Below are 23,284 nucleotides of genomic sequence, written 5' to 3'. Positions count from 1 at the left end.
TCCGGTTCCTCAACCCGGCCGGGACCGTCAGGGGGATACAAATTTGAACGATCTGCTTGCGCTTGCCTCCCAGCCAGAAGCCTGGGCCGCCCTCGTTACCCTGATCGTGATGGAGGTGGTGCTCGGCATCGACAACCTTGTCTTCATTTCCATTCTGACGAACAAGCTTCCGGCGGAGAACCGAAGGAACGCACGCCGCATCGGACTCGGCCTTGCGCTTGTGCTCCGGCTCGTGCTGCTTGGTGCCGTCGCCTGGATCGTGCAACTGACCGAGCCGGTATTTGCCGCTTTCGGACATGATTTCTCCTGGAAGGACATCATCCTGATTGCCGGTGGACTTTTCCTCGTCTGGAAGGCGACGCGGGAGATCCATCACAGCGTCGATCTGGAGGATCAACCCGGCGATATGGTCGGCCGCACCGTGAAGACCAGCTTTGCCGCGGCAATCGTGCAGATCCTGCTCCTCGATTTGGTGTTCTCGGTTGACAGCATCATCACCGCCGTCGGCATGACCCAGCATCTGCCGATCATGATCATCGCCGTCGTCGTTGCCGTGACGCTGATGCTGATCGCGTCGGGTCCGCTTGCCCGCTTCATCGAAGCCAACCCGACGATCGTGATGCTGGCGCTCTCCTTCCTGCTGATGATCGGCATGACGCTGATTGCCGACGGCATCGGCTTCCACGTGCCGAAGGGCTATATCTACGCGGCCATGGCGTTTTCCGGTCTGGTCGAGGCGCTCAACATGCTGGCGCGCCGCAAACGCCGCAAGGAGAGACAAGGCGGGGAGGAAACTGCGGTGGAGACCCTGCACTGAGGCTCTCGAACGGTCCGATGGCTTGACGGAGAGGGATGAATATGCACAAAGGCAGGCCTGATCGGGCCGCCTTCCGGCTGGGAGTTGCCGGCCCCGCACATTCAGCATTTCTCGAGAGAAAGCCGCGGTTAGGCTGCGGTACGGACAAAAACCATGAGCACAACCGGCCCGCGCCTGCGCATCGCACCCTCTCCGACAGGCGAGCCGCATGTCGGCACAGCCTATACCGCGCTGTTCAATTACCTCTACGCAAAGAAGATGGGCGGTACATTTATCCTGCGCATCGAGGATACCGACGCCACGCGCTCGACGCCCGAATTCGAGAAGAACGTGCTCGACGCGTTGAAATGGTGCGGCCTGGAATGGGCCGAAGGTCCGGATGTCGGCGGCCCTTACGGTCCCTATCGCCAGTCGGACCGCAAGGACCTCTACAAGCCCTATGTCGACCGCCTGGTCGCCGAAGGCCATGCCTTCCATTGCTTCTGCACGCCCGAGCGGCTCGACCGCATGCGCGCCGCCCAGCGCGCCGAAGGCCGTGCGCCGAAATATGACGGGCTCTGCATGCATCTGAAGGCAGAGGAAGTCACCCAGCGGATCGAAGCGGGCGAGCCCAATGTCGTGCGCATGAAGATCCCGACGGAAGGCGCCTGCAAGTTTACCGACGGCGTTTATGGCGACGTGGAAATCCCGTGGGATGCGGTCGACATGCAGGTGCTGCTGAAGGCCGACGGCATGCCGACCTATCACATGGCAAACGTCGTCGATGACCATATGATGAAGATCACCCATGTGGCGCGCGGCGAGGAGTGGCTGGCCTCGGTGCCGAAGCACATCCTGCTCTACACCTATCTGGGTCTGGAGCCGCCGCAGTTCTTCCACCTGCCGCTGATGCGCAATCCCGACAAGTCGAAGCTTTCAAAACGGAAAAACCCGACCTCGATCTCGTATTACTCGGCGCTTGGCTATCTGCCGGAAGCGCTGATGAACTTCCTCGGCCTGTTCTTCATCCAGATTTCCGAGGGTGAAGAGCTGATGACCATGGATCAGCTGATCGAGAAATTCGACGCCGACAACCTCAACAAGTCAGGCGCCGTTTTCGACACCCAGAAGCTCGAATGGTTGAACGGGCGGTTCCTGCGCGAGACGCTTTCGGAAGAGGATTTCATCGTCCGCGTTGCCGCTTGGGCCGCCGAGAATGCCCGTCTCCAGGAAGGGCTGAAACTCTCCCAGAGCCGGATCACCAAGCTTGGCGAACTGCCGGCGCTGATGGGCTTCCTGTTGCAGTCGGACATGGTGCCGGAGGCCGACGCCTTCGCGAAGATCAAGAAGACCAGCCCGGCCGAGATTCTCGAGATCCTCCAGGCGGTTCAGCCGGTGCTCGAAAAGCTGGTCGAATGGAACGTCACCACCATCGAGGAGGCGCTGCGCCAGCTTTCCGAGGATATGGACAAGAAGCTCCGCACCGTGGTCGCGCCGCTGTTCGTCGCCATGTCCGGTTCGTCGCGGTCGCTGCCGCTATTCGACTCGATGGCCATTCTCGGCCGCGCTGTCGTGCGCCAGCGGCTGAAGACGGCCGAGGGTGTCGTCGCGGGCATGGTCGCAGAAGAGGCAAAGAAGTAAGATGAACAAGAAGACCGAAGAACTTTCCTCCGACGCGACCGAAGTCCGCGCCCAGAAGCTCAATATCCTCCGCGAGAAGATCGGCGACGTCTATCCGGCCCATTTCCACCGCACCATCACCAATGCGGAACTGGCCGAAAAATACGCCGACCTGCCCGATGACGTGACGACAGAGGATGTCGTTACCGTCGCCGGCCGCGTCTATTCGATGCGCAATTCCGGCATGTTCGTCGATCTGCGCGATGCTTCCGGCAAGATCCAGATCTTCTCGCACAAGGACACGACGCCCGAAGAGGTGCGCGAGCTCTGGTCGCTGGTCGATCTCGCCGATATCGTCGGCGTCACCGGCGTCGTGCGCCGCACCAAGCGCGGCGAGCTGACGATCAACGCCCGGGAGCTGACCATGCTCACCAAGGCGCTGAAGCCGATGCCGGAAAAGTATCACGGACTTGCCGATATCGAGACGCGCTATCGCCAGCGCTATCTCGACATCATGAGCAACGAGGATTCCAAGCTCCGCTTCATCCAGCGCTCGAAGGTCGTCTCCGGCGTCCGCCGCTTCCTGGAAGACGAGGGCTTCATGGAAGTCGAGACGCCGATGCTGCAGTCGATCTATGGCGGCGCGACGGCCGACCCGTTCAAGACGCATCACAATGCGCTCGACATGGACATGTATCTGCGCATCGCGCCGGAGCTTTATCTGAAGCGCATCCTTGTCTCGGGGCTCACCGACAAGGTGTTCGAGGTCAACCGCAACTTCCGCAATGAAGGCGTATCGACCCGGCACAATCCCGAATTCACGATGATGGAATGCTACTGGGCCTATGCCGACTACGAGGACATGATGGGCCTCGTCGAGCGGATGTTCGAAAGGCTCGCCCTCTCGCTCCACGGCGATACGAAGCTGATGTTCGGCGAGACCGAGCTCGACTTCAAGGGCCCGTTCAAGCGCGTGCCGATGCCCGATGCGGTGAAGGATGCGACCGGCATCGACTTCCGTGCGATCGCGACCGACGAGGAAGCGCGCGCTGCCGCCAAGGCTGCCGGCTTCGAGATCGAGGATGACTGGACCTGGGGCGAATGCCTCGCCTTCATCTTCGAGGAAAAGGTCGAGGGCACGCTGATCCAGCCGTCCCACGTCACCCACTTTCCGAAGGACATCTCGCCCTTCGCCAAGGAAGTGCCGGGCGAACCGCGCCTCGTCGAGCGGTTCGAGACCTATGTCAACGGCTGGGAACTCGGCAACGCCTTCTCCGAGCTCAACGACCCGGTGGAACAGCGCCGCCGCATGGTGGAGCAGCTCGAACAGGCTCACGCCCGCGGCGAAAAGGACAAGCGTCTCGACGACGATTTCCTCAACGCCATGGACCACGGCATGCCGCCCGCAGGCGGCCTCGGCATCGGCATCGACCGCCTGATCATGCTTTTGACCAACGGCCCCTCGATCCGCGACGTCATCCTGTTCCCGGCCCGCCGACACAGGGACTGAACCATGCTACGCTGCCCGCTCCAGCTGGCAGCCCTGATGGTTGAGGGGCCTTGCCACACCCACGGGTGCCATCCTCGGGCTTGACCCGAGGATCCAGGCGGGGGCGCACGGCGTCAAAGAGTGAGAATCCATTGCCTGCTCAGTATGGATGCTCGGTTCAAGCCCGAGCATGACAGCTGGGTGAGAGGTTGGCGGCAATCCGAGGCTCTGCAGCGGCGCTTTTGGACGGCTTCTCTTACCTCATCCGCGCAGCGAACCCACGGCTTAACATCAGCGGTACCAGCGCAAGCGCCACGGCCGGGAACACCAGCCAGTTCATCAGGCTCCAGCCATTGTCGATATGCACCAAGACGCCTGCCATGAACGAGGCGGTGGCGGTGGAGCCGAAGACGAGGAAATCGTTGAGGCCCTGCACCTTGCCGCGCTCTTCCGGCGTGTGGCAATCGGTGATCATCGCTGTCGCGCCGATGAAGCCGAAATTCCAGCCCAGCCCAAGCAGGATCAGCGCCAGCCAGAAATGGGTGAGGCCGAGGCCCGAAAGCGCGACCACCGCACAGCCCGCAATCAGCGCGAGACCCGTTGCCGCGATCCTTTCCTTGCCGAACCGGGCGATCAGGCGTCCGGTAAAGAAGCTCGGCCCGAACATCGCCAGCACATGCCATTGAATGCCGAGCGTCGACTGATTGACGGAATGGCCGCAGGCGACCATTGCAAGTGGCGAAGCAGTCATGATGAAGGACATCATCGCGTAGGAGATGATACCGGTGCCTGCGGCGAGGATGAAGCGGGGCGAGCGGGCAATCTCCGAAAGCGGCCTTCCGCCGGAAATGCTGACAGCTACGGGTTTGGGGAGTGTCAGTCGCGTGGCAAGTCCGAGTGTGAGCAATGCCAGCCCCGCTAGGCAGATGAAGCTCGCGATATAGGGAATGCCTGGAACCGCATCCGGTGTGTGCATCGCTATCTGCGGGCCAATGATCGCGGCTGCAAGACCGCCGACCATAACCCGCGAGATCGCCTTGGGTTTCATGTCGCCTGAAACGGCATCGGCGGCCGCGAAGCGGAAACTCTGGATGTAGGAACCGTAGAGCCCAACTGCCATGATCGCGAGACAGAACAGCAGGAAGGTGCTTGCCGCGATCGCGGTTGCCGCCAGCAGGCCGCCCAGGATGCCGATCAGCGCGCCGAAGACATAGCCCTCGCGCCGGCCGAAACGGCGCATGATCCATGCGGCCGGCAGGGTGCCGAGCGCCACGCCGACATTGTAGAGGCTGACGGGCAGGGTCGCGAAGGCGGGATCGGGCGCAAGCGTGCCGCCGACAATGCCGCCGAGCGAGATCACGATCGGAGGCGCTGCGCCGCCGATAGCCTGAGCCATCGTCAGAATATTGATATTGCGGAAGGCATTGTCTGTCATGGGCGGGCCTCATTGCCCGGGCGCGCCGCCCGGATCATGCTCGGCCTGTCTTAGACCGGCCACCCCGCCACAACCAGTTTTTTTGAGGGGCCATCTGCATTCCCGAAAAGGCGGAGCAGAGTCCATTGATGCTGCAACCAATCCGCCGGCCTGCGCAGACTTGGCCTAGTGGATGAAGTTGGTGATCGCGTATCCCTGCCTTTCAAGCGCTTCACGCACTGCAGATGCAATCGGAACGGCTTCGGGCGTGTCGCCGTGAACGCAGACGGAATCGATGGCGGTCGGGATACGCTTTCCCGTTGCCGTGATGATGGCGCCCTCCGTCACCATAGCGCCGACCCGCCTTCCGGCTTCGGCCGGATCGCGGATCACCGCGCCCTGTCGTCCGCGCGACAGGAGCACGCCGTCGTCGTCATAGCCGCGATCGGCGAAGATCTCGGAAACAACGGTCAGCCCCATTTCCGCGGCGATCTGCTGCTGCTGGCCGAGCGCGATCGAAAGACAGATCAGCGCAGGGTCGACGGCCTTGATGGCATTGCAGACCGCGCGCGCGACGTCCTTGTCCTCCTGCGCCAGATTGCCGAGCGCGCCATGGGGTTTGACGTGGGTAATGGGATGGCCGACATACTGCGCCATCGCCTGCGCCGCGCCGATCTGGTAGGCGACCAGCCGCTCGATCTCTGTCGCCGAATAGGGAATGCGCCGGCGTCCGAAGCCCATCAGGTCTGCAAAGCCCGGATGCGCGCCGACGGCGACATTGCGGTCGCGCGCCAGCACGAAGGTCGTTGCCATGGTGTCGGGATCACCGGCATGGAAGCCGCAGGCGACATTGGCGGAGGAGACGATCTTCAGCATCTCGGCATCGTCGCCCTTGTCCCAGGCGCCGAAACTCTCGCCCATGTCGCAATTGATGTCGATGCGCGGTGCGGTCATGTCGTTTTCTCCGGTCGGGTCTTTCCATCTATCTAGGGTCTCTGCCCGGTTCCAAACAACGGGCGCTTCGAAAAACCGCCCGATTTTTTTCCTATTCCACGCTGGCGTCCGGTCGGCGGACTTCCATTTTGAGGCCGAAAGCCGTATGCCAGCCCTCTATCCGCCATGGAGATCCCGATGAAAAACCTGACAATCCGCCGCCCTGACGACTGGCATCTGCATTTGCGCGACGGGGCCATGTTGGAAGGCGTGATCGGCGATACCGCGCGTCATTTCGGCAGGGCGATCATCATGCCCAACCTGGTGCCGCCTGTGGTGACGGCGGTGGATGCCGCCGCCTATCGCGACCGGATTGTTGCCGCGATACCCGAAGGCGCGCGCTTCACGCCGCTGATGACGCTCTATCTGACCGAGACCACGGAGCCTGCCGATGTGGCGTCTGCCTGGAACGAGGGGCTGATCCGTGCGGTCAAGCTCTATCCGGCCGGCGCCACCACCAATTCGGCAAGCGGCGTGCGCAACATCGACAGCGCCATGGGGGTTCTGGAAAAGATGGCCGAGATCGGCCTCAACCTCTGCGTTCACGGCGAGGTCACGGACAAGGACGTCGATATCTTCGACCGCGAGGCGGTGTTCATCGAGACCGTGCTTGACAAGATCCGCCGCCGCCTGCCGGAACTGAAGATCACCATGGAGCATGTGACGACCAAGGATGGCGTCGATTACATCAAGGATGCACGGAAGAACCTTGCCGGTTCGCTGACGACCCATCACCTGATCATCAACCGCAACGATATGCTCGTTGGCGGCATCCGCCCGCATTATTACTGCCTGCCGGTCGCCAAGCGCGAGGAACACAGGAAGGCGCTGGTCGCCGCCGCCACCTCGGGCGACAGCCGCTTCTTCCTGGGCACGGATTCCGCGCCCCATGTCGATCCGGCGAAAGAATGCGGTTGCGGCTGCGCCGGTATCTACACTGCCCCCAACACCATGAGCTGCCTTGCCCATGTGTTCGAAAACGAGGGTGCGCTCGACAGGCTTGAAGCCTTCACCTCGCTCAACGGTCCCGCGTGGTACGGGCTGAAGCCGAACGAGGAGACGATTACGCTCGTCAAGCGCGACAATCCGGTCGAATATCCGGCAAAGCGGGAGACCGGGGCCGGTCCCGTCACCGTGTTCGATCCGAAGTTCCCGCTCTATTGGGACGTCGAGGCCGTCTGACGCGCGGTGCGCCGGGAAGCGATCATGGTGCGGATGAAGCTTGCGATGAAGGCGAGCGTCATCACCAGCACGATGGTCGGCGCCGGCGCGCTGTCGATGTAGAAGCTTGCATAGATGCCTGAAAGCGTGGATCCGATTGCCACCGCAAGCGCCACCAGCAGCATGGTTGAAAACCGTCTTGTCCATAAGAAGGCGATCGCGCCGGGGGCGACCAGCAGTCCGACCGACAGGATGATGCCGACGGCTTTGAGGGCCGCGACCACCGTCAGCGACAGCACGATCAACAGCCCGTAATGCAGGACCTTCGTCGGCAGGCCAATGGCGCGGGCATGCTGCTCGTCAAAGGCATGCAGCAGCAGGTCCTTGCGCTTCAGCGTCAGGAAGGCCGTGGCGGCCAGGGCGATCAGGCCTGCCTCGACCAGGTCCCGGATCGAGATGCCCAGCATGTCGCCGAACAGGATGTGGTCGAGATGGACGGCGGAATGGACCTTGACGTAGAGCACCAGTCCAAGGCCGAACATGCCGGAGAACACGATGCCAAGCACCGTATCCTCCTTGATCCGGCTGTTTTCGGAAAGAAAACCGGTCGACAGCGCGCAGACCATGCCAGCAACGAAGGCGCCGAGACTAAGCGGCAGGCCGATCATATAGGCGACCACGACGCCCGGCAGCACGGCATGCGAGACGGCGTCGCCCATCAGCGACCAGCCCTTCAGCACCAGAAGGCAGGATAATAGCGCCATCGGCACGCACACCATCAGCGTGATCGCGAAGGCCTTCAGCATGAAATCGAGCTGGAACGGGAACAGCGCCATCATCCAGAAATCGTTCATGGCGTTTGCTCCTGAAGCGCCCGGCGGGCGCGGCGCTTTGCGGCCAGCAGGCCGTGCTTGGGGGCGGCCACGAAGGCAATCAGGAACAGGGCGGTCTGCATGACGATGATGACGCCGCCGGTCGCGCCGTCGAGGAAATACGAGACATAGGCCCCGAGCGCGGAGGTGATGGCGCCGATGGCGGCGGCAAGGGCGATCAGGCGCGGAAACCGGTCGGTCAGGAGGTAGGCGGTGGCGCCCGGGGTGACGACCAGTGCGATGACAAGAAAGGCGCCGACGGTCTGGAGCGCTGCCACGGTCGAGGCCGCGAGCAGGGTGAAGAACAGCACCTTCATGATATCGGGATTGATGCCGATCGAGCGGGCGTGGTTTTCATCGAAGAACACCACCATCAGGTCCTTCCACTTGAACGCCAGTATCGAAAGCGTCACGCCGCCAATGATCACGAGCTGGATGGTGTCGGACCGGGTGATCGCCAGCACATTGCCCATGATGATAGACTGGATGTCGATCGGGACCGGCGAGACCGAGACCATGAACAGGCCAAGCCCGAAAAAGCCGGTGAAGATCAGGCCGATGATCGCGTCTTCCTTGAGTTTCGTCTTTCTGTTGAAGAACAGCATTGCGCCCGCGGCGAGCCCGCCGGCCACAAAGGCGCCGAGTGAAAACGGCAGGCCCAGCATATAGGCGCCGGCCACGCCCGGCACGATCGAGTGGGACAGCGCATCGCCGATCAGCGACCAGCCCTTCAGCATAAGATAGGCCGAGAGAAAGCCGCAGACGCCGCCAACCAGCGCGCTCACCCAGATGGCGTTCAGCATGTAGGCGTAGGAAAGCGGTTCCAGGAGCCGGTCAATCATCGTCGCCGTCCTGGCCTGGCGAGAGGCGCGCGGATTTTTCCGCGATCGTATCCGTGCCCGGCTCACCATAGATGACGAAGGGGCGCTCGTCGTCGGTGATGACCTTGACCCGGCGTTTGTCTGCGTCATCGTGGAGCGCTGGGCCTTCCAGCACGAAATGACGCAGTACGCCGCCGAAAGTCTGCTCCAGGTTCCTTTGTGTAAAGGTGGATTCCGTCGGTCCATAGGCCACCACGGTACCCTTAACCAGCACGGTCCGGTCGCAGAATTCAGGCACGGAGCCGAGATTGTGGGTGGAAACGAGCATGATCCGGCCCTCGTCGCGCAGCTCCCGCAGGAGTGCGATGATCTGCTCCTCGGTCTTGACATCGACGCCGGTGAAGGGCTCGTCGAGCAGGATCACCTGACCTTCCTGTGCAAGCGCCCGGGCGAGGAACACCCGCTTGCGCTGGCCGCCGGAAAGCTCGCCGATCTGGCGGCGGGAAAAGCCGGTCATATTGACCCTTTCGAGGGCGGCCGCGACCATCTTGCGGTCTGTCGCCGACGGGCGGCGCAGGAAACCCATATGGCCGTAACGCCCCATCATCACGACATCTTCCACCAGGACGGGGAAGTTCCAGTCGACCTCTTCGGCCTGCGGAACATAGGCGACAAGGTTCTTTTTCAACGCTGTGGCGGCCGGAAGCCCGAGAATTTCAACCGTTCCCCGGGCAAGCGGCACGAAGCCCATGATGGCCTTGAAGAGCGTGGACTTGCCCGCGCCATTGACGCCGACGAGCGCCGTGATGGTGCCCTTCGGGATTTCGAAACTCGCGCCCGCAAGGGCGGTGTGGCCGTTGCGATAGGTGACGGTCGCGTTTACGACGGCAAGACCTGCATCGGTCATTGGGCAAGGCCCTTTGCGATCGTTTCCGTGGTGACCGACAGAAGATCCAGATAGGTGGGCACCGGTCCGTCTTCCGCGCTCAAACTATCCACGTAAAGCACGCCGCCATAGGCCGCCCCCGTTTCTCGGGCGATCTGGCGGGCGGGCTTGTCGGAAACCGTGCTTTCGGAGAAAATCACTTCGATACCTTTTTCCCGCATCGTGTCGATCACCTGGCGAATCTGCTGCGGCGTACCCTGCTGGTCGGCATTGACCGGCCAGAGATAGAGCTCCTTCAGGTCGAGATCGCGGGCGAGATAGGAAAACGCTCCCTCGCTCGTTACCAGATAGCGCTGGTCTTCCGGCACGGCGGCAAGCGCGTCGCGCATCGGCTGCAGCGCCGCCCGGATTTCGGCGGTGTAGGCTGCGGCATTTTCGGTGTAGGCATCCGCATTGTCGGGGTCGATTGCGATCAGGGCGTCGCGGATGTTCGCGACATAGATTTCGGCGTTGTCCGGCGACATCCACGCATGCGGGTTCGGCTTGCCGTCATATTCGCCGCCCGCAATATCGATGGGCGTGATGCCATCGGAAACAACCACATTCGGCACGTCGCCAAGGTTCTGCAGGAATTTCTCGAACCAGCGCTCAAGATTGAGCCCGTTCGATAAGATCACGTCGCCGTCGCGGGCACTCAGGATATCGCGTGGCGTTGGCGTATAGCCGTGAATTTCAGCGCCTGGCTTGGTGATCGAGACCACTTCGGCATGCTCGCCTGCAACATTGCGGGCCATGTCGGCAATCACGGTAAATGTGGTGACCACTTTCGGCGGGCCGGCGGCAAATGCCGGCAATGACGCGGCCGCAGACAGGGCCGAAAGCATGGCTGCCGCGCATGCGGCCTTTATGGTCTTCATCAAGCCTACCCTGAAATGCAGTTAAGAATTACTTGCAACGAACATGGGGCCGACTTGCGTCCTTGTCAAATGCTATTGCAAATCATTCGCAACACGGCAGCCGGACACCGCTGGAATATGCGCAGGCTCCACCCAGCATGGCCGAACTTGTCCTCAGGTCTTGCCCTCAGATCAAAGGCTTCCTCGGAGCCATCACGACCTCCAGCTTCAAGCCAGGCTGCGCGATGCAAGGATCCTGGCGGGCGGACGGGCAGCGCGCCGCCCGCATGCCGACCGCCCGGACCTTGACGAGGCCCGAGTTTCAACCTCATATGCGCACGATTTGAAATGGGGGAGTTTGTTCATGGCTGCATCCGAGGCTTTGCGCGCACGGTTTCTCGACTATTTCCAGGGGGAGCCGCAGCTTTTCAGAGCGCCCGGCCGGGTCAACCTGATCGGCGAACACACCGATTACAATGATGGTTTCGTGATGCCGGCAGCGCTCGAATACCAGGCCGATGCCGCAGCCGCCCGTCGCGCCGACCGGATGGTGCGCATTCGGTCCCTCAACAATGACAAATTCGCCGAGCTCGACCTCGATGCGGACGAGCACACACCGCGCGGTGACTGGACCGATTATGCCTTCGGCGTCGCGGTGATGCTGGAGCGCGCCGGCAAGCATCTCGCGGGTGCCGATATTCTCGTGTCCTCCTCCGTTCCCGTCGGCTCCGGACTTTCATCTTCGGCAGCCCTCGAAGTGGTGGTCGGCTATGCGCTGCTGTCGCTTGCCGGTCACGACGTCGATCCGGTGGAACTTGCGAAGATCTGCCAGCAGGCGGAAAACGACTATGTCGGCATGCGGTGCGGCATCATGGACCAGTTCATCTCATGCAATGGCGTTGAAGGCCACGCGCTGATGATCGATTGCCGCACGCTTCAGGGAAGCACGGTGCCGATCGATCACAAGGCGCGGATCGTGGTTGCGAATTCCATGGTCCACCATGCCCTTGCCGACGGCGAATACAATCGGCGCCGCCAATCCTGCGAGGAAGGCGTGCGGCTGCTGCGCACGGCGCTGGGCGAAATCCGGGCGCTGCGCGATGTCTCTTTCGAGGACCTCGAGGAGAACCGCGATGCCCTCTCCGATGTCACCTACCGCCGCTGCCGCCATATCGTGACTGAGAACGAGCGGGTTCTGCAAGCCGCCGATGCGCTTCAAAATGCCGATCTGGAGACTTTCGGACGACTGATGAACGCCTCCCATGCCTCGATGCGGGATGATTACGAGATCTCCTGCGAAGAGGTCGATATTCTCGTCGATATCGCACAGGCGCAGAAGGGCGTGTACGGCGCCCGCATGACCGGCGGCGGCTTCGGCGGCTGCGTGGTGGCGCTGGTTGCCGCAGGCGATGTCGAGGCGTTCATGGAGAATGTCCGCGCTGCCTATCGCGAGGCGACCGGCCACACCTCCGAAATCTTTGCCTGCGCGCCGAAAGATGGCGCCGGGCCGCTGAGGGACTGAGAGACATGAGCACGTTTTCCGATCATCCGCACCGCAGGTATAATCCGCTTCAGGGCGAATGGGTCCTGGTGTCGCCCCATCGCGCCAAGCGGCCTTGGCAGGGACAGGTGGAGGACGCGGATGTGCCGGAGATGCCGGCCCATGATCCGGACTGCTATCTCTGCGCCCGCAATACCCGCATCAACGGTAAAAAGAACCCGGATTACAGCCACACCTTCGTTTTCGACAATGATTTTGCCGCGCTGACGGAAGATGCGCCGCAGGAGAGTTTTCGCGACGGCCTGCTGATGGCGGAAGGCGAAAGCGGCCTTTGCAGGGTCATCTGCTTTTCGCCCCGCCACGATCTCACGCTTGCGCGCATGGAGGTCTCCGACATTGCGCGGGTGGTCGATACCTGGGTCGAACAATATGTCGAACTTGGCGCGCGGCCGGATATCGGCCATGTGCAGATCTTCGAAAATCGCGGCGCGATGATGGGCTGTTCCAATCCGCATCCGCACGGCCAGATCTGGGCGAGCCGCAATCTGCCCAATGCGGCAGAGCGGGAAACACAAACCCAGACCGCCTATTTCGAGCAGCATGGCACCCCGCTTCTGATGGCCTATCTCAAGCAGGAGCAGGCCCTTGGCGAGCGCATCCTGTTTGAAAATGACGGCTTCGTGGTGCTGGTGCCCTATTGGGCGGTCTGGCCTTTCGAAACCATGGTGCTGCCGAAGCGGCATATCCGTTCGATGGAAGAGATGACCGCATCGGAGAGGACCGACCTCGCCGAGGCGCTCTCCCATATCACGATCCGCTACGACAACCTGTTCTCCACGTCCTTCCCCTATTCCATGGGCTTTCACCAGCGCCCGACGGATGGCAAGGATCACGATGAATGGGTGATGCACGCTCATTTCTATCCGCCGCTCCTGCGGTCGGCGACCGTCAAGAAGTTCATGGTCGGCTTTGAGCTGCTCGGCACGCCGCAGCGCGATCTCACACCGGAACAGGCCGCAGACCGGCTGCGCGCGCTTTCCGATACGCATTATCTCGCCGGTTGAAAAAAGACAGCGGAAGGGAACACGAAAATGACGATCCTGGTTACCGGCGGCGCCGGTTATGTCGGTTCACACATGGCCCATGCGCTTGTCGATCGCGGAGAAAAGGTGGTGGTTCTCGACGACCTTTCGACCGGTCATGACGAGCTTGTTCCCGAAGCTGCGAAGCTGGTGAAGGGCGATATCGCCGACCGCAAGCTGGTGGCAAAGCTCATCGCCGACGAAGGCATCAATGCGGTTGCCCATTTTGCCGGATCGATCGTGGTCTCGGATTCGGTCTCCGACCCGCTGACCTATTACGACAACAACACCGTGAAATCGCGCGCGCTGATCGAGGCCGCCGTCGAAGCCAAGATCGAGGCGTTCCTGTTTTCCTCCACCGCCGCCGTCTATGGCGAACCGGGCGTGGACCTGCTGGACGAGGAGCAGAACCTGCAGCCGGTCTCGCCCTATGGCTGGTCGAAGCTGATGACCGAGGTGATGCTGCGCGACAGTGCCGCCGCCTACGGCTTCAAATATGCGGCCCTGCGCTATTTCAACGTCGCCGGCGCCGATCCTCAGGGCCGCACGGGCGAGACGCGCGAACATGCCACCCATCTGATCGAGATCGCCGCCCAGGCCGCAACCGGCCGGCGCAACCGCATGCAGGTCTTCGGCACGGATTATCCAACGCCTGATGGCACCTGCCTGCGCGACTATATCCATGTGACCGACCTGATCGATGCCCATGTGAAGGCGCTGATGCATCTCCTGAACGGCGGCGACAATTTCGTCGCCAATTGCGGCTATGGCCACGGCTTCTCGGTGCTGCAGGTGGTGGATGCGATCAAGCGGGTCTCGGGCGTCGATTTCCGCGTCGACATGGCCGAGCGCCGCCCCGGCGATCCGCCGGCGCTGGTTGCCGACAATGCCCGCGTGCGCGAGATCCTCGGCTGGGAACCGAAATATGATGACCTCGACACGATCGTGAAGCACGCGCTTGCCTGGGAAGACCAGCTGGTGAACGGCAGGGTGAAGCTTTAGGGCGCGGCAAAGATGCGCCGGCCCGATTTTTCGTTGGGCCGTTTCTGTCCTCGCTGCGTATCACTCCATCTTCGGGTCACCCTCGGGCTTGACCCGAGGGTCCAGGCAGAGTTTCCCGTGCGGCCTGGATGCTCGTGTCAGGCACGAGCATGACTCATCAAGAGAAGGGCGCGTTTGTGCGCCCTCAAATCCGCGCGATATAATCCGCCAGACGGTCGGCGGCTTCTGACAGCTGGCCGGCATTGCGCAGGAAGCAGGCACGCAGGAAGGGCTCGCCGCCGGGGCCGAAGGCGGAGCCTGGCGCAAGGCCGACTCCGGTCTTGTCGACGATGTCGAGCGCCGCCCGGCGGCTGTCGGTGATGCCGTCGATCTTCAGATAGGCATAGATCGCGCCCGCGGGCTTCAGCGTCTGCACCCGGTTGGTGGCGAGAAGCCGGTCGCAGAAGATGTCGCGGCCTTCCGTCGCCCTTGCAATGTTTTCCGCCACGAAATCATCGCCGTCATTGACGGCGGCCACCGCGCCGCGCTGCATGAACTGCGAGACGCCCGACGTGGTGTACTGCACCAGGTTTTCGATGACATCGCCAAGCACGGGCGGCGCCACCACCCAGCCGACGCGCCAGCCGGTCATCGACCAGTTCTTCGAAAACGAGTTGGCAAACACCACCCGGTCTCCCTCCTCTATGATGTCGAGGAACGAGGCCGCGCGGCCGCCGGCATAATGGTAGAGCGCATAGATCTCGTCGGCGAGGATCCAGATGCCGTGGCGGCGCGAAATATCGAGAAGGGCTGTCAGATCGGCAAGGCTTGCCGTCCATCCGGAAGGGTTCGATGGGGTATTGACGAAGATCATCGTCGTCTTGTCGGTGATCGCGGCCTCGACCTTTTCGATGTCGAGCGACCAGGCGCCATCGGCAAAGGTCAGCGGCACGGCCACCTGCTGCGCGCCCGAAACGCCAAGGGCTGCGGCGATATTCGGCCAGGACGGGGTCAGGTAGATTGCCTCGTCGCCCGGCGCCGTCAGCGCCTCGACCATCAGCTTGATCGCATGCATGCCCGATCCGGTGACATAGATGTGCTCCGGCGAAAGGTCTGCCTTAAAGTGGCGCCGATAGTAGTCGGCAATGCCCTGCCTCAGCTCCGGAATGCCGCGCTGGTAGGTGTAGAAGGTCTCGCCATTGTCGAGCGCCCGCTTGGCCGCTTCATTGATGAAGGCGGGTGTCGGCAGGTCGCCTTCACCGGCCCAGAGCGGCAGCAGATTGTCGCGGCCGCGGGCATAGTTCACGATCTCTACGATACCGCTTTCGGGGGCTGACCGGGCACGGTGGCTGAGGCTTTCGATAAGGCGCATTTTGAGTCTCCTGTCGTCCTCTCTTAAACCGGAGCGCGCCCTGGATGCCATCAATTTTCGGCGTCGATCGATTGAAACTTGTCATGTGTGTGCTGCGACAGTCGCATTTCAAAATCCTTGCCCTTGGCATATCGTCGTGCTGCGCGGCAAATTTGAGTGCTTCGCATCAGAACGGGAGAATGAAGGGATGCTGCCCGGCTGGCTGATCCTGCTATCGGCGCTGCTCTATATACTGCTGCTGTTTGCGGTCGCAAGCTTTGGCGACCGGCAGGCAAAGCGGCAGATGCGCCCGCGCGACGGGCGCAATGTGGTCTATGCGCTGTCGCTCGCCGTCTACTGCACCTCGTGGACCTATTTCGGCGGCGTCGGCCTCGCGGCCACGCGCGGTCTCGAATTCCTCGGCATCTATATCGGTCCGATCCTGGTCTTCACCGTCGGCATGCCGCTGGTAAAGCGCATCGTTGCGCTGGCGAAGGCGGAAAAGCTGACCTCGGCCGCAGATTTTCTGGCGGCCCGCTACGGCAAGAACCCGATCGTCGCGGGCCTTGTCGCCATCATCTCGCTCGCCGCAGCCATTCCCTATATCGCATTGCAGCTAAAGGCGGTCTCGGACTCCGTCTCGGTCATGGTCGGCGGCGAGCCGGGCTTCCTGTCGGCGGGCGCTGCCTATGGCGTCGGCCTGCCGCTTGCCGTCACGCTGGCGCTGGCAAGTTTCGCGATCGTGTTCGGCACCCGCCACACCGATGCCACCGAACACCAGGACGGGCTGATCCTGGCGATCGCGATGGAATCCGTCATCAAGCTCGTTGCCTTTGCTTCCGTTGGGCTGTTCGCACTGTTCGTGCTGTTTGACGGCCCCGCCGATCTCCTCGCTTCCGCGCGGGAACACGCCGTGGCGGCCGCAGCGCTTTCCTATGAGACGCCGATCAGCCGTTGGATCCTGCTGACGGTCCTGTCTGCCTGCGCCATCCTGCTTCTGCCGCGTCAGTTTCATGTCACCGTGGTCGAAAACCGCTCGGAGGGAGAACTCAACCTCGCCCGCTTCCTGTTTCCGCTCTATCTGATCGCGATCAATCTTCTGGTCCTGCCGGTGGCGATCGGCGGGGCGATGACGCTTGGCCCTAACGTCGACCCCGATCTCTACGTTCTGGAACTGCCGATCGCCTTCGGCCAGCGCGTCATTTCACTGATCACCTTTCTCGGCGGGTTCTCGGCGGCCACCGCCATGGTCATCGTCGCTTCGGTGGCGCTTGCGATCATGCTGTCGAACGATATCGTCAATCCGATCTTCCTGCGCCGGCGGATGATGTCGGGCGAGGGGCGGCGGCAGGATTTCTCACGCCTGCTGCTCAATGTCCGGCGTGCCTCGATCCTCGGCGTCATGCTGCTCGGCTATGCCTATTACCGCCATATCGACAGCGATCGTGGTCTGTTCTCGATCGGGCTTCTGGCCTTTGCGGCGATCGCGCAGGTGGCGCCGGCGCTTCTCATCGGGCTCGTCTGGCGTAATGCCAACGCCCGCGGCGCCATTGTCGGCCTGTCACTCGGCTTCATCACCTGGATCTACCTGCTGTTCGTGCCAAGCCTTGGCGGGCCGGATCAGTCGGCGGTTGCGGGCGCGGTCATGAATTTCCTCATTCCGGGGACGAGCCTTTTTGTCGGGCCGGATGCCGATATCCTGCTGAACGTCACCTGCCTGTCGCTCACGGTCAACATTGCGGGCCTCGTGTTCGGTTCGCTGAGCCGGCCTGCGCGGCCGCTGGAGCGGATCCAGTCCGGCATCTTCGTCAAGCGCCAGACCCGCTGGCAATCGACGGCGCGCGGCATCGGCACGGGCGTTTCGGTCGGCGCGCTGCGCGAAACGCTGAAGGGCTATCTCGGCGCCGAGCGCACGGCCCGCTCCTTCGCCACCTTCGAACGCAATGCCGGACGGCGCATGGCGGACGACGAGCAGGCCGACATGGCGCTCATTCATTTTTCGGAACAGTTGCTCGGAACCGCCATCGGCTCGTCATCGGCGCGTCTCGTGCTGTCGCTGGTACTGCAGCGTGCCGAGTCGGCATCGGGCGATGCCGCCTTCCTGCTCGATCAGGCAAGCGAGGCCCTGCAATATAATCAGGGCCTGCTGCAGACCGCATTGTCGCAGATGGATGAGGGTATCGCCGTCTTCGACGCCGCCAACCGGCTGACGGTCTGGAACAAGCGGTTCCGCGCGCTTCTCGATCTTCCCGAGGAGGTCGGTCAGGTGGGCTACCCGCTGATCAACATCGTCGGCCGGCTCTCCTCGCGCGGGGATCTGACAGGCGAGGAAGCGAAGGAGGCGCTGCGCAAGCTGCGCGCCCACGAGACCGCCTTCCCGATGGTGCTCGACGGCGGCAAGCGGATCATCGAGGTCCAGTCCCGCGCCATGCCTGATGCCGGCATGGTGGTGACCTTTACCGATATCACCCGCAGGGTTGAAGCCGATCTCGCCCTCAAGCAGGCCAATGAAACGCTGGAACAGCGCGTGGCCGCGCGCACGGCGGAGCTGACCGAAGTCAACAATGCCCTGCGGCTGGCGCGTGCGGCCGCCGATGAGGCCAATATCGGCAAGACGCGTTTCTTTTCCGCAGCCGGCCACGACATTCTCCAGCCGCTCAATGCAGCCCGCCTGTATGCCACAGCCCTTGGCGAGCGGCTGCCACCTGAAAGCGAGGCCCGCGACTTTTCCGACAAGATCGATTCCGCACTTCAGTCGGTCGAGGATATTCTGGGCGCGGTGCTTGATATCTCGCGCCTCGATGCCGGTGCGATGAAGCCGCATTTTACCACCGTCAGCCTCGGCGATACGCTGAAACGGGTGGAAACGGATTTCCGGCCGCTGGCGGATGAAAAGGGCCTCGATCTGGTCGTGGTCCCGTCCTCGCTGAAGGTGCGCTCGGATGCGCAGGCGTTACGACGCCTGGTGCAGAACCTCGTCTCCAACGCGATCAAATACACCATCAGCGGCAAGGTTCTGGTCGGCGTCAGGCGCAAGGGCGATCACGCGGTGATCGAGGTGCATGATACCGGGATCGGCATTCCCGCATCGAAGGCCGAAAGCGTGTTCAAGGAATTCACGCGGCTTGATGAAGGCGCGCGCGCAGCCCATGGGCTTGGCCTCGGTCTTTCGATCGTCGACCGGCTGGCGCGAATGCTCGAACATCCGGTGACCATGTCCTCGGCGCCGGGCGAGGGGACAGTGTTCCGCCTTGCCGTGCCGTTTGCCGAGATTGGCGCCGATGCCGGCCAGCCCGCGGCCAAGCCTCAAGGCAGGCTGCCCGGTCAGGCGATTGCAGGCCTCAAGGTTCTGTGCATCGACAATGAGGAGGCGATCCTGGCCGGCATGCGCGTTCTGCTCGGCGGCTGGGGCGCGGATATCCACACCGCGCGCGGGCCCGACGAGGCGCGGGCAATCGATATCGTGCCCGATGTCATCATTGCCGACTACCATCTCGACAATGGTGCAAGCGGCGTCGATGCGGTGACGATCCTGCGCGAGCACTACCAGCGCCATATCCCGGCGCTGCTGTTGACCGCTGACCGCACGCAGGATGTGCGTGACCTGGCGGTCGAGGAGGATATCGTGGTTCAGCACAAGCCCCTGAAGCCCGCTCTGGTGCGCGCCTTCCTTAGCCAGATCGCGATCTTCCACAAGGCGGCCGCCGAATAGACGGCGCGCTGCTTCGAAGGGATAGCAAGCAAGAAGGGCGAAAGGGCGGGTCCCTGAAGGACCCGCCCCGATCGTCAGATCGTGTCGACGAGTTCCTGAAGCTTGCGCCAGCGGATGGATGACCACAGCGAAAGCGCGATCAGGCCCGCACCGACCAGACCAGTGATCGCTTCCGGAATATGCAGCAGCGTCTGGGTGTACATGATCACCGCCAGCACCAGAATGGCGTAGAACGCGCCATGCTCCAGGAAGCGGAATTGCGACAGCGTCTGCCGGTCGACCAGCATGATGGTCAGCGAGCGCACATACATCGCCCCGATGCCAAGGCCGATCGCGATCACCAGCAGGTTTTTGGTCAGCGCAAAGGCGCCGATCACGCCGTCGAAGGAAAAGCTCGCATCAAGCACTTCGAGATAGATGAAGGCACCGAGCCCGCCCTGCGCTGCGGCCTTGACGGTCTGGGTCTGGGTCGCATCCATCAGCCCGCTGAACACCTCGATCGCGAGATAGGTCAGGAGACCGTAGAGCGCCGGATAGAGGAAGTCCTCCGCGCGCCCGTCCGGTACCAGATTGGAAAATACCAGCACCAGGATCAGCGCAATGCCGGTCTCGATGCCCTTGACGGCGGCAAGCTTTGCCATCGGCCGTTCGAGAGGCGCAAACCAGTGGACCTCCTTTTCGTGGTCGAAGAAATAGGAGAGCCCGACCATCAGCAGGAAGGTCCCGCCAAAGGCTGCGATCGGCAGATGCGCCTCCTGCATGATCGCGGCATAGGTCTTCGGCTCGGCAAAGGCGAGGTGGATGGCGGCGATCGGGCCGATCTTGGCGGCAAGCGCCACAATCACCAGCGGGAACACCAGCCGCATGCCGAACACCGCGATCAGGATGCCCCAGGTCAGGAAGCGCCTCTGCCAGACATGGCTCATGGTCTTGAGCTTGTTGGCATTGACGACCGCATTGTCGAAGGAAAGTGAAATCTCCAGCACCGCCAGAACCGCGGTGATGAACAGGAAAGCAAGCGCACCGCTGACCCCGAAGCTGAAATAGCCGAAGAGCGTGCTGGCAGCGAGGCCGAGGATGGTGATGATGAAGGCCCATTTGAAATAGGACAGGGTGGAGGCTCTCATGGATGCGCCTCCCGCAGGGTGAAAGATATCGGATCACAGAAAAAAGCGCATGCGCGAAGACCACGCGCAGGCGTCCTAAACGTCAGATTTTGAAGCAAGGTAACCATGTCCGCCGGCTAATTTGCGGGCGGTACCGACATCACGAGAGCGCCGTCAGAACTCTCGCCAGAGGGGCCCGGCACCGGGTTCGTCCTGCCGCCTCACGAGGTCCGGCCGGACTGGACATGACATTTACTCCCCAACGGCCCGCCGTCAAGCCCCATGCCCGTAACCGCGCGGGGCCAGGCGGGGAGAGGCCGTGCCGAAGGCGCGGGCCACGCCGCACTTCCGGGCTCAATGCAGGCCTTGAGAGAACGGCAACGCCTGGAACGAGAAAGCGATCGCCCATCGCCGCTGCCGTTCCATCCGATGCCGCAACGCGCGCTTCGCCCGCCGCTCCGGGCTCCGCATTTTCGGCTTGCCGGGCGCGGTGGCGCGGTGATATTGAAAGCGGGTTGTCGCACGCTTGGAGGTCCTGCTGGGGCCGTATCCGTGCGCCGGCGGGTATGATGTAATGGTAGCCTGTCAGCTTCCCAAGCTGAACGCGCGGGTTCGATTCCCGCTACCCGCTCCAGTCTTTCCTCACGATTCAGAGGGCCGGTGGTCGGTTTTGCGCCAGAGATAGGGCGCGTGATAGAGTTCCAGAAAAGCCTTCCATCCCGCAAACGACAGCATCAGCCAGTAGACTGGCAGCCAGACGGCGCTTGCGCCCATGCGCGCGAGCTCGCCCTTGGTCATCCGTGAGCCGCCGAGCCTCAGGAAGATCCAGTAGCTTGCCAGGATATTGATGAGATCGATGCCGGTCAGCACCTGCTGTATCGGTCCGGGGTCGGGCGCCGGCTGCAGCATCAGCCAGGCCGTGGTGACCACGGAGACGAACAGCAGCGGATGCAGCAGCGCCGACAGGATCAGCCCGCCGGTGCTTGCAAGGAACACCGCGAAATTCAAAAGCCCGATCTCGTCGCGCAACCGGCCGGGTTCGCGCAGCGCCACCAGCGTCGTCTGCAGCCAGCCCTTGATCCAGCGCGATCGCTGGGCAATCCATGCCCCTATCCCGGTCGGCGCATCTTCAAGCGTTGCAAGGGATATCGCGCCGCAATAATAGCCGAGACGGTGGAGGCGCAGGCCGAGATCGGCGTCCTCCGCGACATTGTAGGGATCCCAGGCGCGGCAGCGACGCAGCGCCTCGATGCGGAAATGGTTGGAGGTGCCGCCGAGCGGCACCGGAAACCGGTGGCGGGCAAGAAACGGCAGGATGCCGCGAAACAGTCCGGCATATTCGCAGGCGTAGAGCCCGGTGATCCAGTTGCAGCCGATATTGGAAATCGTGAGCGGCGCCTGCAGGCAGGCGAGCTGGCGCGGCGCGCGGCGGAAGGTTTCGAACGCCTCGCGCAACTGGTCGGGATGGGGCCGGTCCTCGGCATCGTAGATCACCAGATATCGTCCGCGCGCGCCGCGCAGCGCATAATTCAGCGCATTGGGCTTGGTGCGCGGTCCGCCGGGCGGCACAACCACGGTTTCGAACTGGGCGGGAAGCCGGGCATTTACGATGGCCGCACGCGTGTCGCGGTCATCCTCCTCGCAGATGAGCTTGATATCGAGTTTGGAGACCGGCCAGTTGAGCGCCTCCATGCTTTGCCTGAGCTGCGCGATCATGCCGGCTTCCCGGTAGAGCGGTATCAGCAGCGTGTAGACCGGCAGGTCGCGGTGAGGGGTAATGGCGGAGCCGGTGGGGGTGTTCGATGCGGCGCGCGCCGAGGCCAGCCTGACCAGCAGCGAAAACAGGTAGAGCGCGGTGAAGATGATGTGGGAAGCAAGCAGCGTCTCGACGGGGAAGAACAGGAGGCCGGTCACGAAGGAGGCTGCGCCGCCGCCCAGAAGAAAGCCCTGCTTGCCCCAGAACACGATCCTCGACGAAAACCGCGGCTCCCACACCATCAGTTCGTTCACGGTGTCGAACAGCCGTCGGCGCGCGCCGGCCCTCCAAACCGCAGCGCGCACGGCCCGCGGCGTGGTGATGATCACGCAACGCCTGATTTCGGGATGCGAGGACAGACGGATGTGGAGATCGGCGAGATCGTGGGCAGACGGCACCACGCCGTAGCGACGCTCTGCCGCGCCGTGATCGAGCCTCAGTCCGCGCGGGTCCGAAAGCAGGCGATCCATGCTCGGGCGGTCGACCACCCAGTCCTCGGGAAGGCGCGCTTCAAAGGGCAGTACCAGATAATGCGCGAGCCTCCTGTAATAGACGTCCTGATCCACCGCACCGCTTGAAAGCAACTCGGTCTCAATCGAGGTGTTGTTGGCGCGCGCGGCTTTCAGGGCGCTTTCGATGAGCGCTTCGTCGAAGCCCAGCCGGCACAGCATGCGGCGTTCCTTCCGCATGGTTTCAGGCAGATCGCGCGCAGGCGTCTCGCCCTGTGCAAAGGACTGTACAGCAGCTTGCTTCAAGATGGACATTAGACCCCTCTTAAATGCGCACCGATGAATGAAGTTTATACTAGTAAACGATCTGCCGGAGAAAATTACAACAAGTAATTATG

Annotated in this window: 17 protein-coding genes and 1 tRNA gene; 9 read left to right on the top strand and 9 right to left on the bottom strand. The window is 62.5% G+C overall.

What is annotated here, in order from left to right:
- Positions 1-43 precede the first annotated feature (43 nt).
- The 3 genes from HPQ62_RS11780 (at position 44) to lysS (ending at position 3,926) form a co-directional block, all read left to right on the top strand.
- Complete coding sequence (locus tag HPQ62_RS11780) at positions 44-817, top strand: TerC family protein (RefSeq protein WP_174802733.1); 774 nt, start codon at positions 44-46, stop codon at positions 815-817.
- Positions 818-970: 153 nt separating this feature from the next.
- On the top strand, positions 971-2,437 hold the full coding sequence (gene gltX / locus HPQ62_RS11775; RefSeq protein WP_174802732.1) for a glutamate--tRNA ligase: 1,467 nt from the start codon (positions 971-973) through the stop codon (positions 2,435-2,437).
- A 1-nt stretch (position 2,438) separates the two neighbouring features.
- Positions 2,439-3,926, top strand: a complete 1,488-nt coding sequence (gene lysS / locus HPQ62_RS11770; RefSeq protein ID WP_174802731.1) for a lysine--tRNA ligase — start codon at positions 2,439-2,441, stop codon at positions 3,924-3,926.
- Positions 3,927-4,161: 235 nt separating this feature from the next.
- On the opposite strand, the gene HPQ62_RS11765 is transcribed toward lysS, so the two are convergent.
- Positions 4,162-5,340, bottom strand: coding sequence for an MFS transporter (locus HPQ62_RS11765; protein ID WP_174802730.1), 1,179 nt, complete (start codon positions 5,338-5,340; stop codon positions 4,162-4,164).
- Positions 5,341-5,505: 165 nt separating this feature from the next.
- A complete protein-coding gene (locus tag HPQ62_RS11760) occupies positions 5,506-6,273 on the bottom strand; it encodes a LamB/YcsF family protein (protein WP_174802729.1) in 768 nt (255 codons plus the stop codon).
- Positions 6,274-6,450: 177 nt separating this feature from the next.
- Between HPQ62_RS11760 and pyrC the strand changes: the two genes are divergently transcribed.
- Positions 6,451-7,494, top strand: coding sequence for a dihydroorotase (pyrC, locus tag HPQ62_RS11755; protein ID WP_174802728.1), 1,044 nt, complete (start codon positions 6,451-6,453; stop codon positions 7,492-7,494).
- Here pyrC and HPQ62_RS11750 read toward each other — a convergent pair.
- The 4 genes from HPQ62_RS11750 to HPQ62_RS11735 are packed head-to-tail and all read right to left on the bottom strand — an operon-like array spanning position 7,470 to position 10,936.
- On the bottom strand, positions 7,470-8,327 hold the full coding sequence (locus HPQ62_RS11750) for a metal ABC transporter permease (protein ID WP_280516273.1): 858 nt from the start codon (positions 8,325-8,327) through the stop codon (positions 7,470-7,472). The genes pyrC and HPQ62_RS11750 overlap by 25 nt on opposite strands.
- Positions 8,324-9,187 carry a metal ABC transporter permease gene (locus tag HPQ62_RS11745; protein WP_174802727.1) on the bottom strand — a complete coding sequence of 288 codons (864 nt, stop codon included), beginning with the start codon at positions 9,185-9,187 and terminating at the stop codon, positions 8,324-8,326. The genes HPQ62_RS11750 and HPQ62_RS11745 overlap by 4 nt, the downstream gene beginning before the upstream one ends.
- Positions 9,180-10,073 carry a manganese/iron ABC transporter ATP-binding protein gene (locus HPQ62_RS11740; RefSeq protein WP_174802726.1) on the bottom strand — a complete coding sequence of 298 codons (894 nt, stop codon included), beginning with the start codon at positions 10,071-10,073 and terminating at the stop codon, positions 9,180-9,182. The genes HPQ62_RS11745 and HPQ62_RS11740 overlap by 8 nt, the downstream gene beginning before the upstream one ends.
- Positions 10,070-10,936 carry a metal ABC transporter substrate-binding protein gene (locus tag HPQ62_RS11735; RefSeq protein WP_244629662.1) on the bottom strand — a complete coding sequence of 289 codons (867 nt, stop codon included), beginning with the start codon at positions 10,934-10,936 and terminating at the stop codon, positions 10,070-10,072. Before HPQ62_RS11735 ends, HPQ62_RS11740 begins: the two co-directional genes overlap by 4 nt.
- A gap of 376 nt (positions 10,937-11,312) precedes the next feature.
- Here HPQ62_RS11735 and HPQ62_RS11730 point away from each other — a divergent pair, with 376 nt between their 5' ends.
- The 3 genes from HPQ62_RS11730 to galE are packed head-to-tail and all read left to right on the top strand — an operon-like array spanning position 11,313 to position 14,533.
- Entirely contained in the window at positions 11,313-12,470 is a 1,158-nt protein-coding gene (locus HPQ62_RS11730; protein ID WP_174802724.1) for a galactokinase, read from the top strand.
- Positions 12,471-12,475: 5 nt separating this feature from the next.
- Positions 12,476-13,513 (top strand): UDP-glucose--hexose-1-phosphate uridylyltransferase, encoded by a 1,038-nt coding sequence (locus HPQ62_RS11725; protein ID WP_174802723.1) that lies wholly within the window; start codon positions 12,476-12,478, stop codon positions 13,511-13,513.
- Positions 13,514-13,540: 27 nt separating this feature from the next.
- Positions 13,541-14,533, top strand: coding sequence for a UDP-glucose 4-epimerase GalE (galE, locus tag HPQ62_RS11720; protein ID WP_174802722.1), 993 nt, complete (start codon positions 13,541-13,543; stop codon positions 14,531-14,533).
- Between the two features lie 184 nt (positions 14,534-14,717).
- Here galE and HPQ62_RS11715 read toward each other — a convergent pair whose 3' ends face one another.
- A complete protein-coding gene (locus HPQ62_RS11715) occupies positions 14,718-15,884 on the bottom strand; it encodes a pyridoxal phosphate-dependent aminotransferase (RefSeq protein ID WP_174802721.1) in 1,167 nt (388 codons plus the stop codon).
- Positions 15,885-16,071: 187 nt separating this feature from the next.
- On the opposite strand from HPQ62_RS11715, the gene HPQ62_RS11710 reads away from it, so the two are divergent.
- Complete coding sequence (locus tag HPQ62_RS11710; protein ID WP_174802720.1) at positions 16,072-19,575, top strand: PAS domain-containing hybrid sensor histidine kinase/response regulator; 3,504 nt, start codon at positions 16,072-16,074, stop codon at positions 19,573-19,575.
- 74 nt (positions 19,576-19,649) lie between these two features.
- Here HPQ62_RS11710 and HPQ62_RS11705 read toward each other — a convergent pair whose 3' ends face one another.
- Positions 19,650-20,702 carry a DUF475 domain-containing protein gene (locus HPQ62_RS11705; RefSeq protein WP_174802719.1) on the bottom strand — a complete coding sequence of 351 codons (1,053 nt, stop codon included), beginning with the start codon at positions 20,700-20,702 and terminating at the stop codon, positions 19,650-19,652.
- Positions 20,703-21,241: 539 nt separating this feature from the next.
- Here HPQ62_RS11705 and HPQ62_RS11700 point away from each other — a divergent pair.
- Positions 21,242-21,315 (top strand) — tRNA-Gly (locus HPQ62_RS11700).
- An 8-nt stretch (positions 21,316-21,323) separates the two neighbouring features.
- On the opposite strand, the gene HPQ62_RS11695 is transcribed toward HPQ62_RS11700, so the two are convergent.
- Entirely contained in the window at positions 21,324-23,201 is a 1,878-nt protein-coding gene (locus HPQ62_RS11695) for a glycosyltransferase family 2 protein (protein WP_174802718.1), read from the bottom strand.
- Positions 23,202-23,284: the final 83 nt, after the last annotated feature.

This window comes from Martelella limonii, from assembly GCF_013344475.1.
Classification (GTDB): Bacteria; Pseudomonadota; Alphaproteobacteria; order Rhizobiales; family Rhizobiaceae; genus Martelella; species Martelella limonii.
Note: the sequence above shows the minus strand (reverse complement) of the source record. Positions and strands in the feature narration are given on the sequence as shown.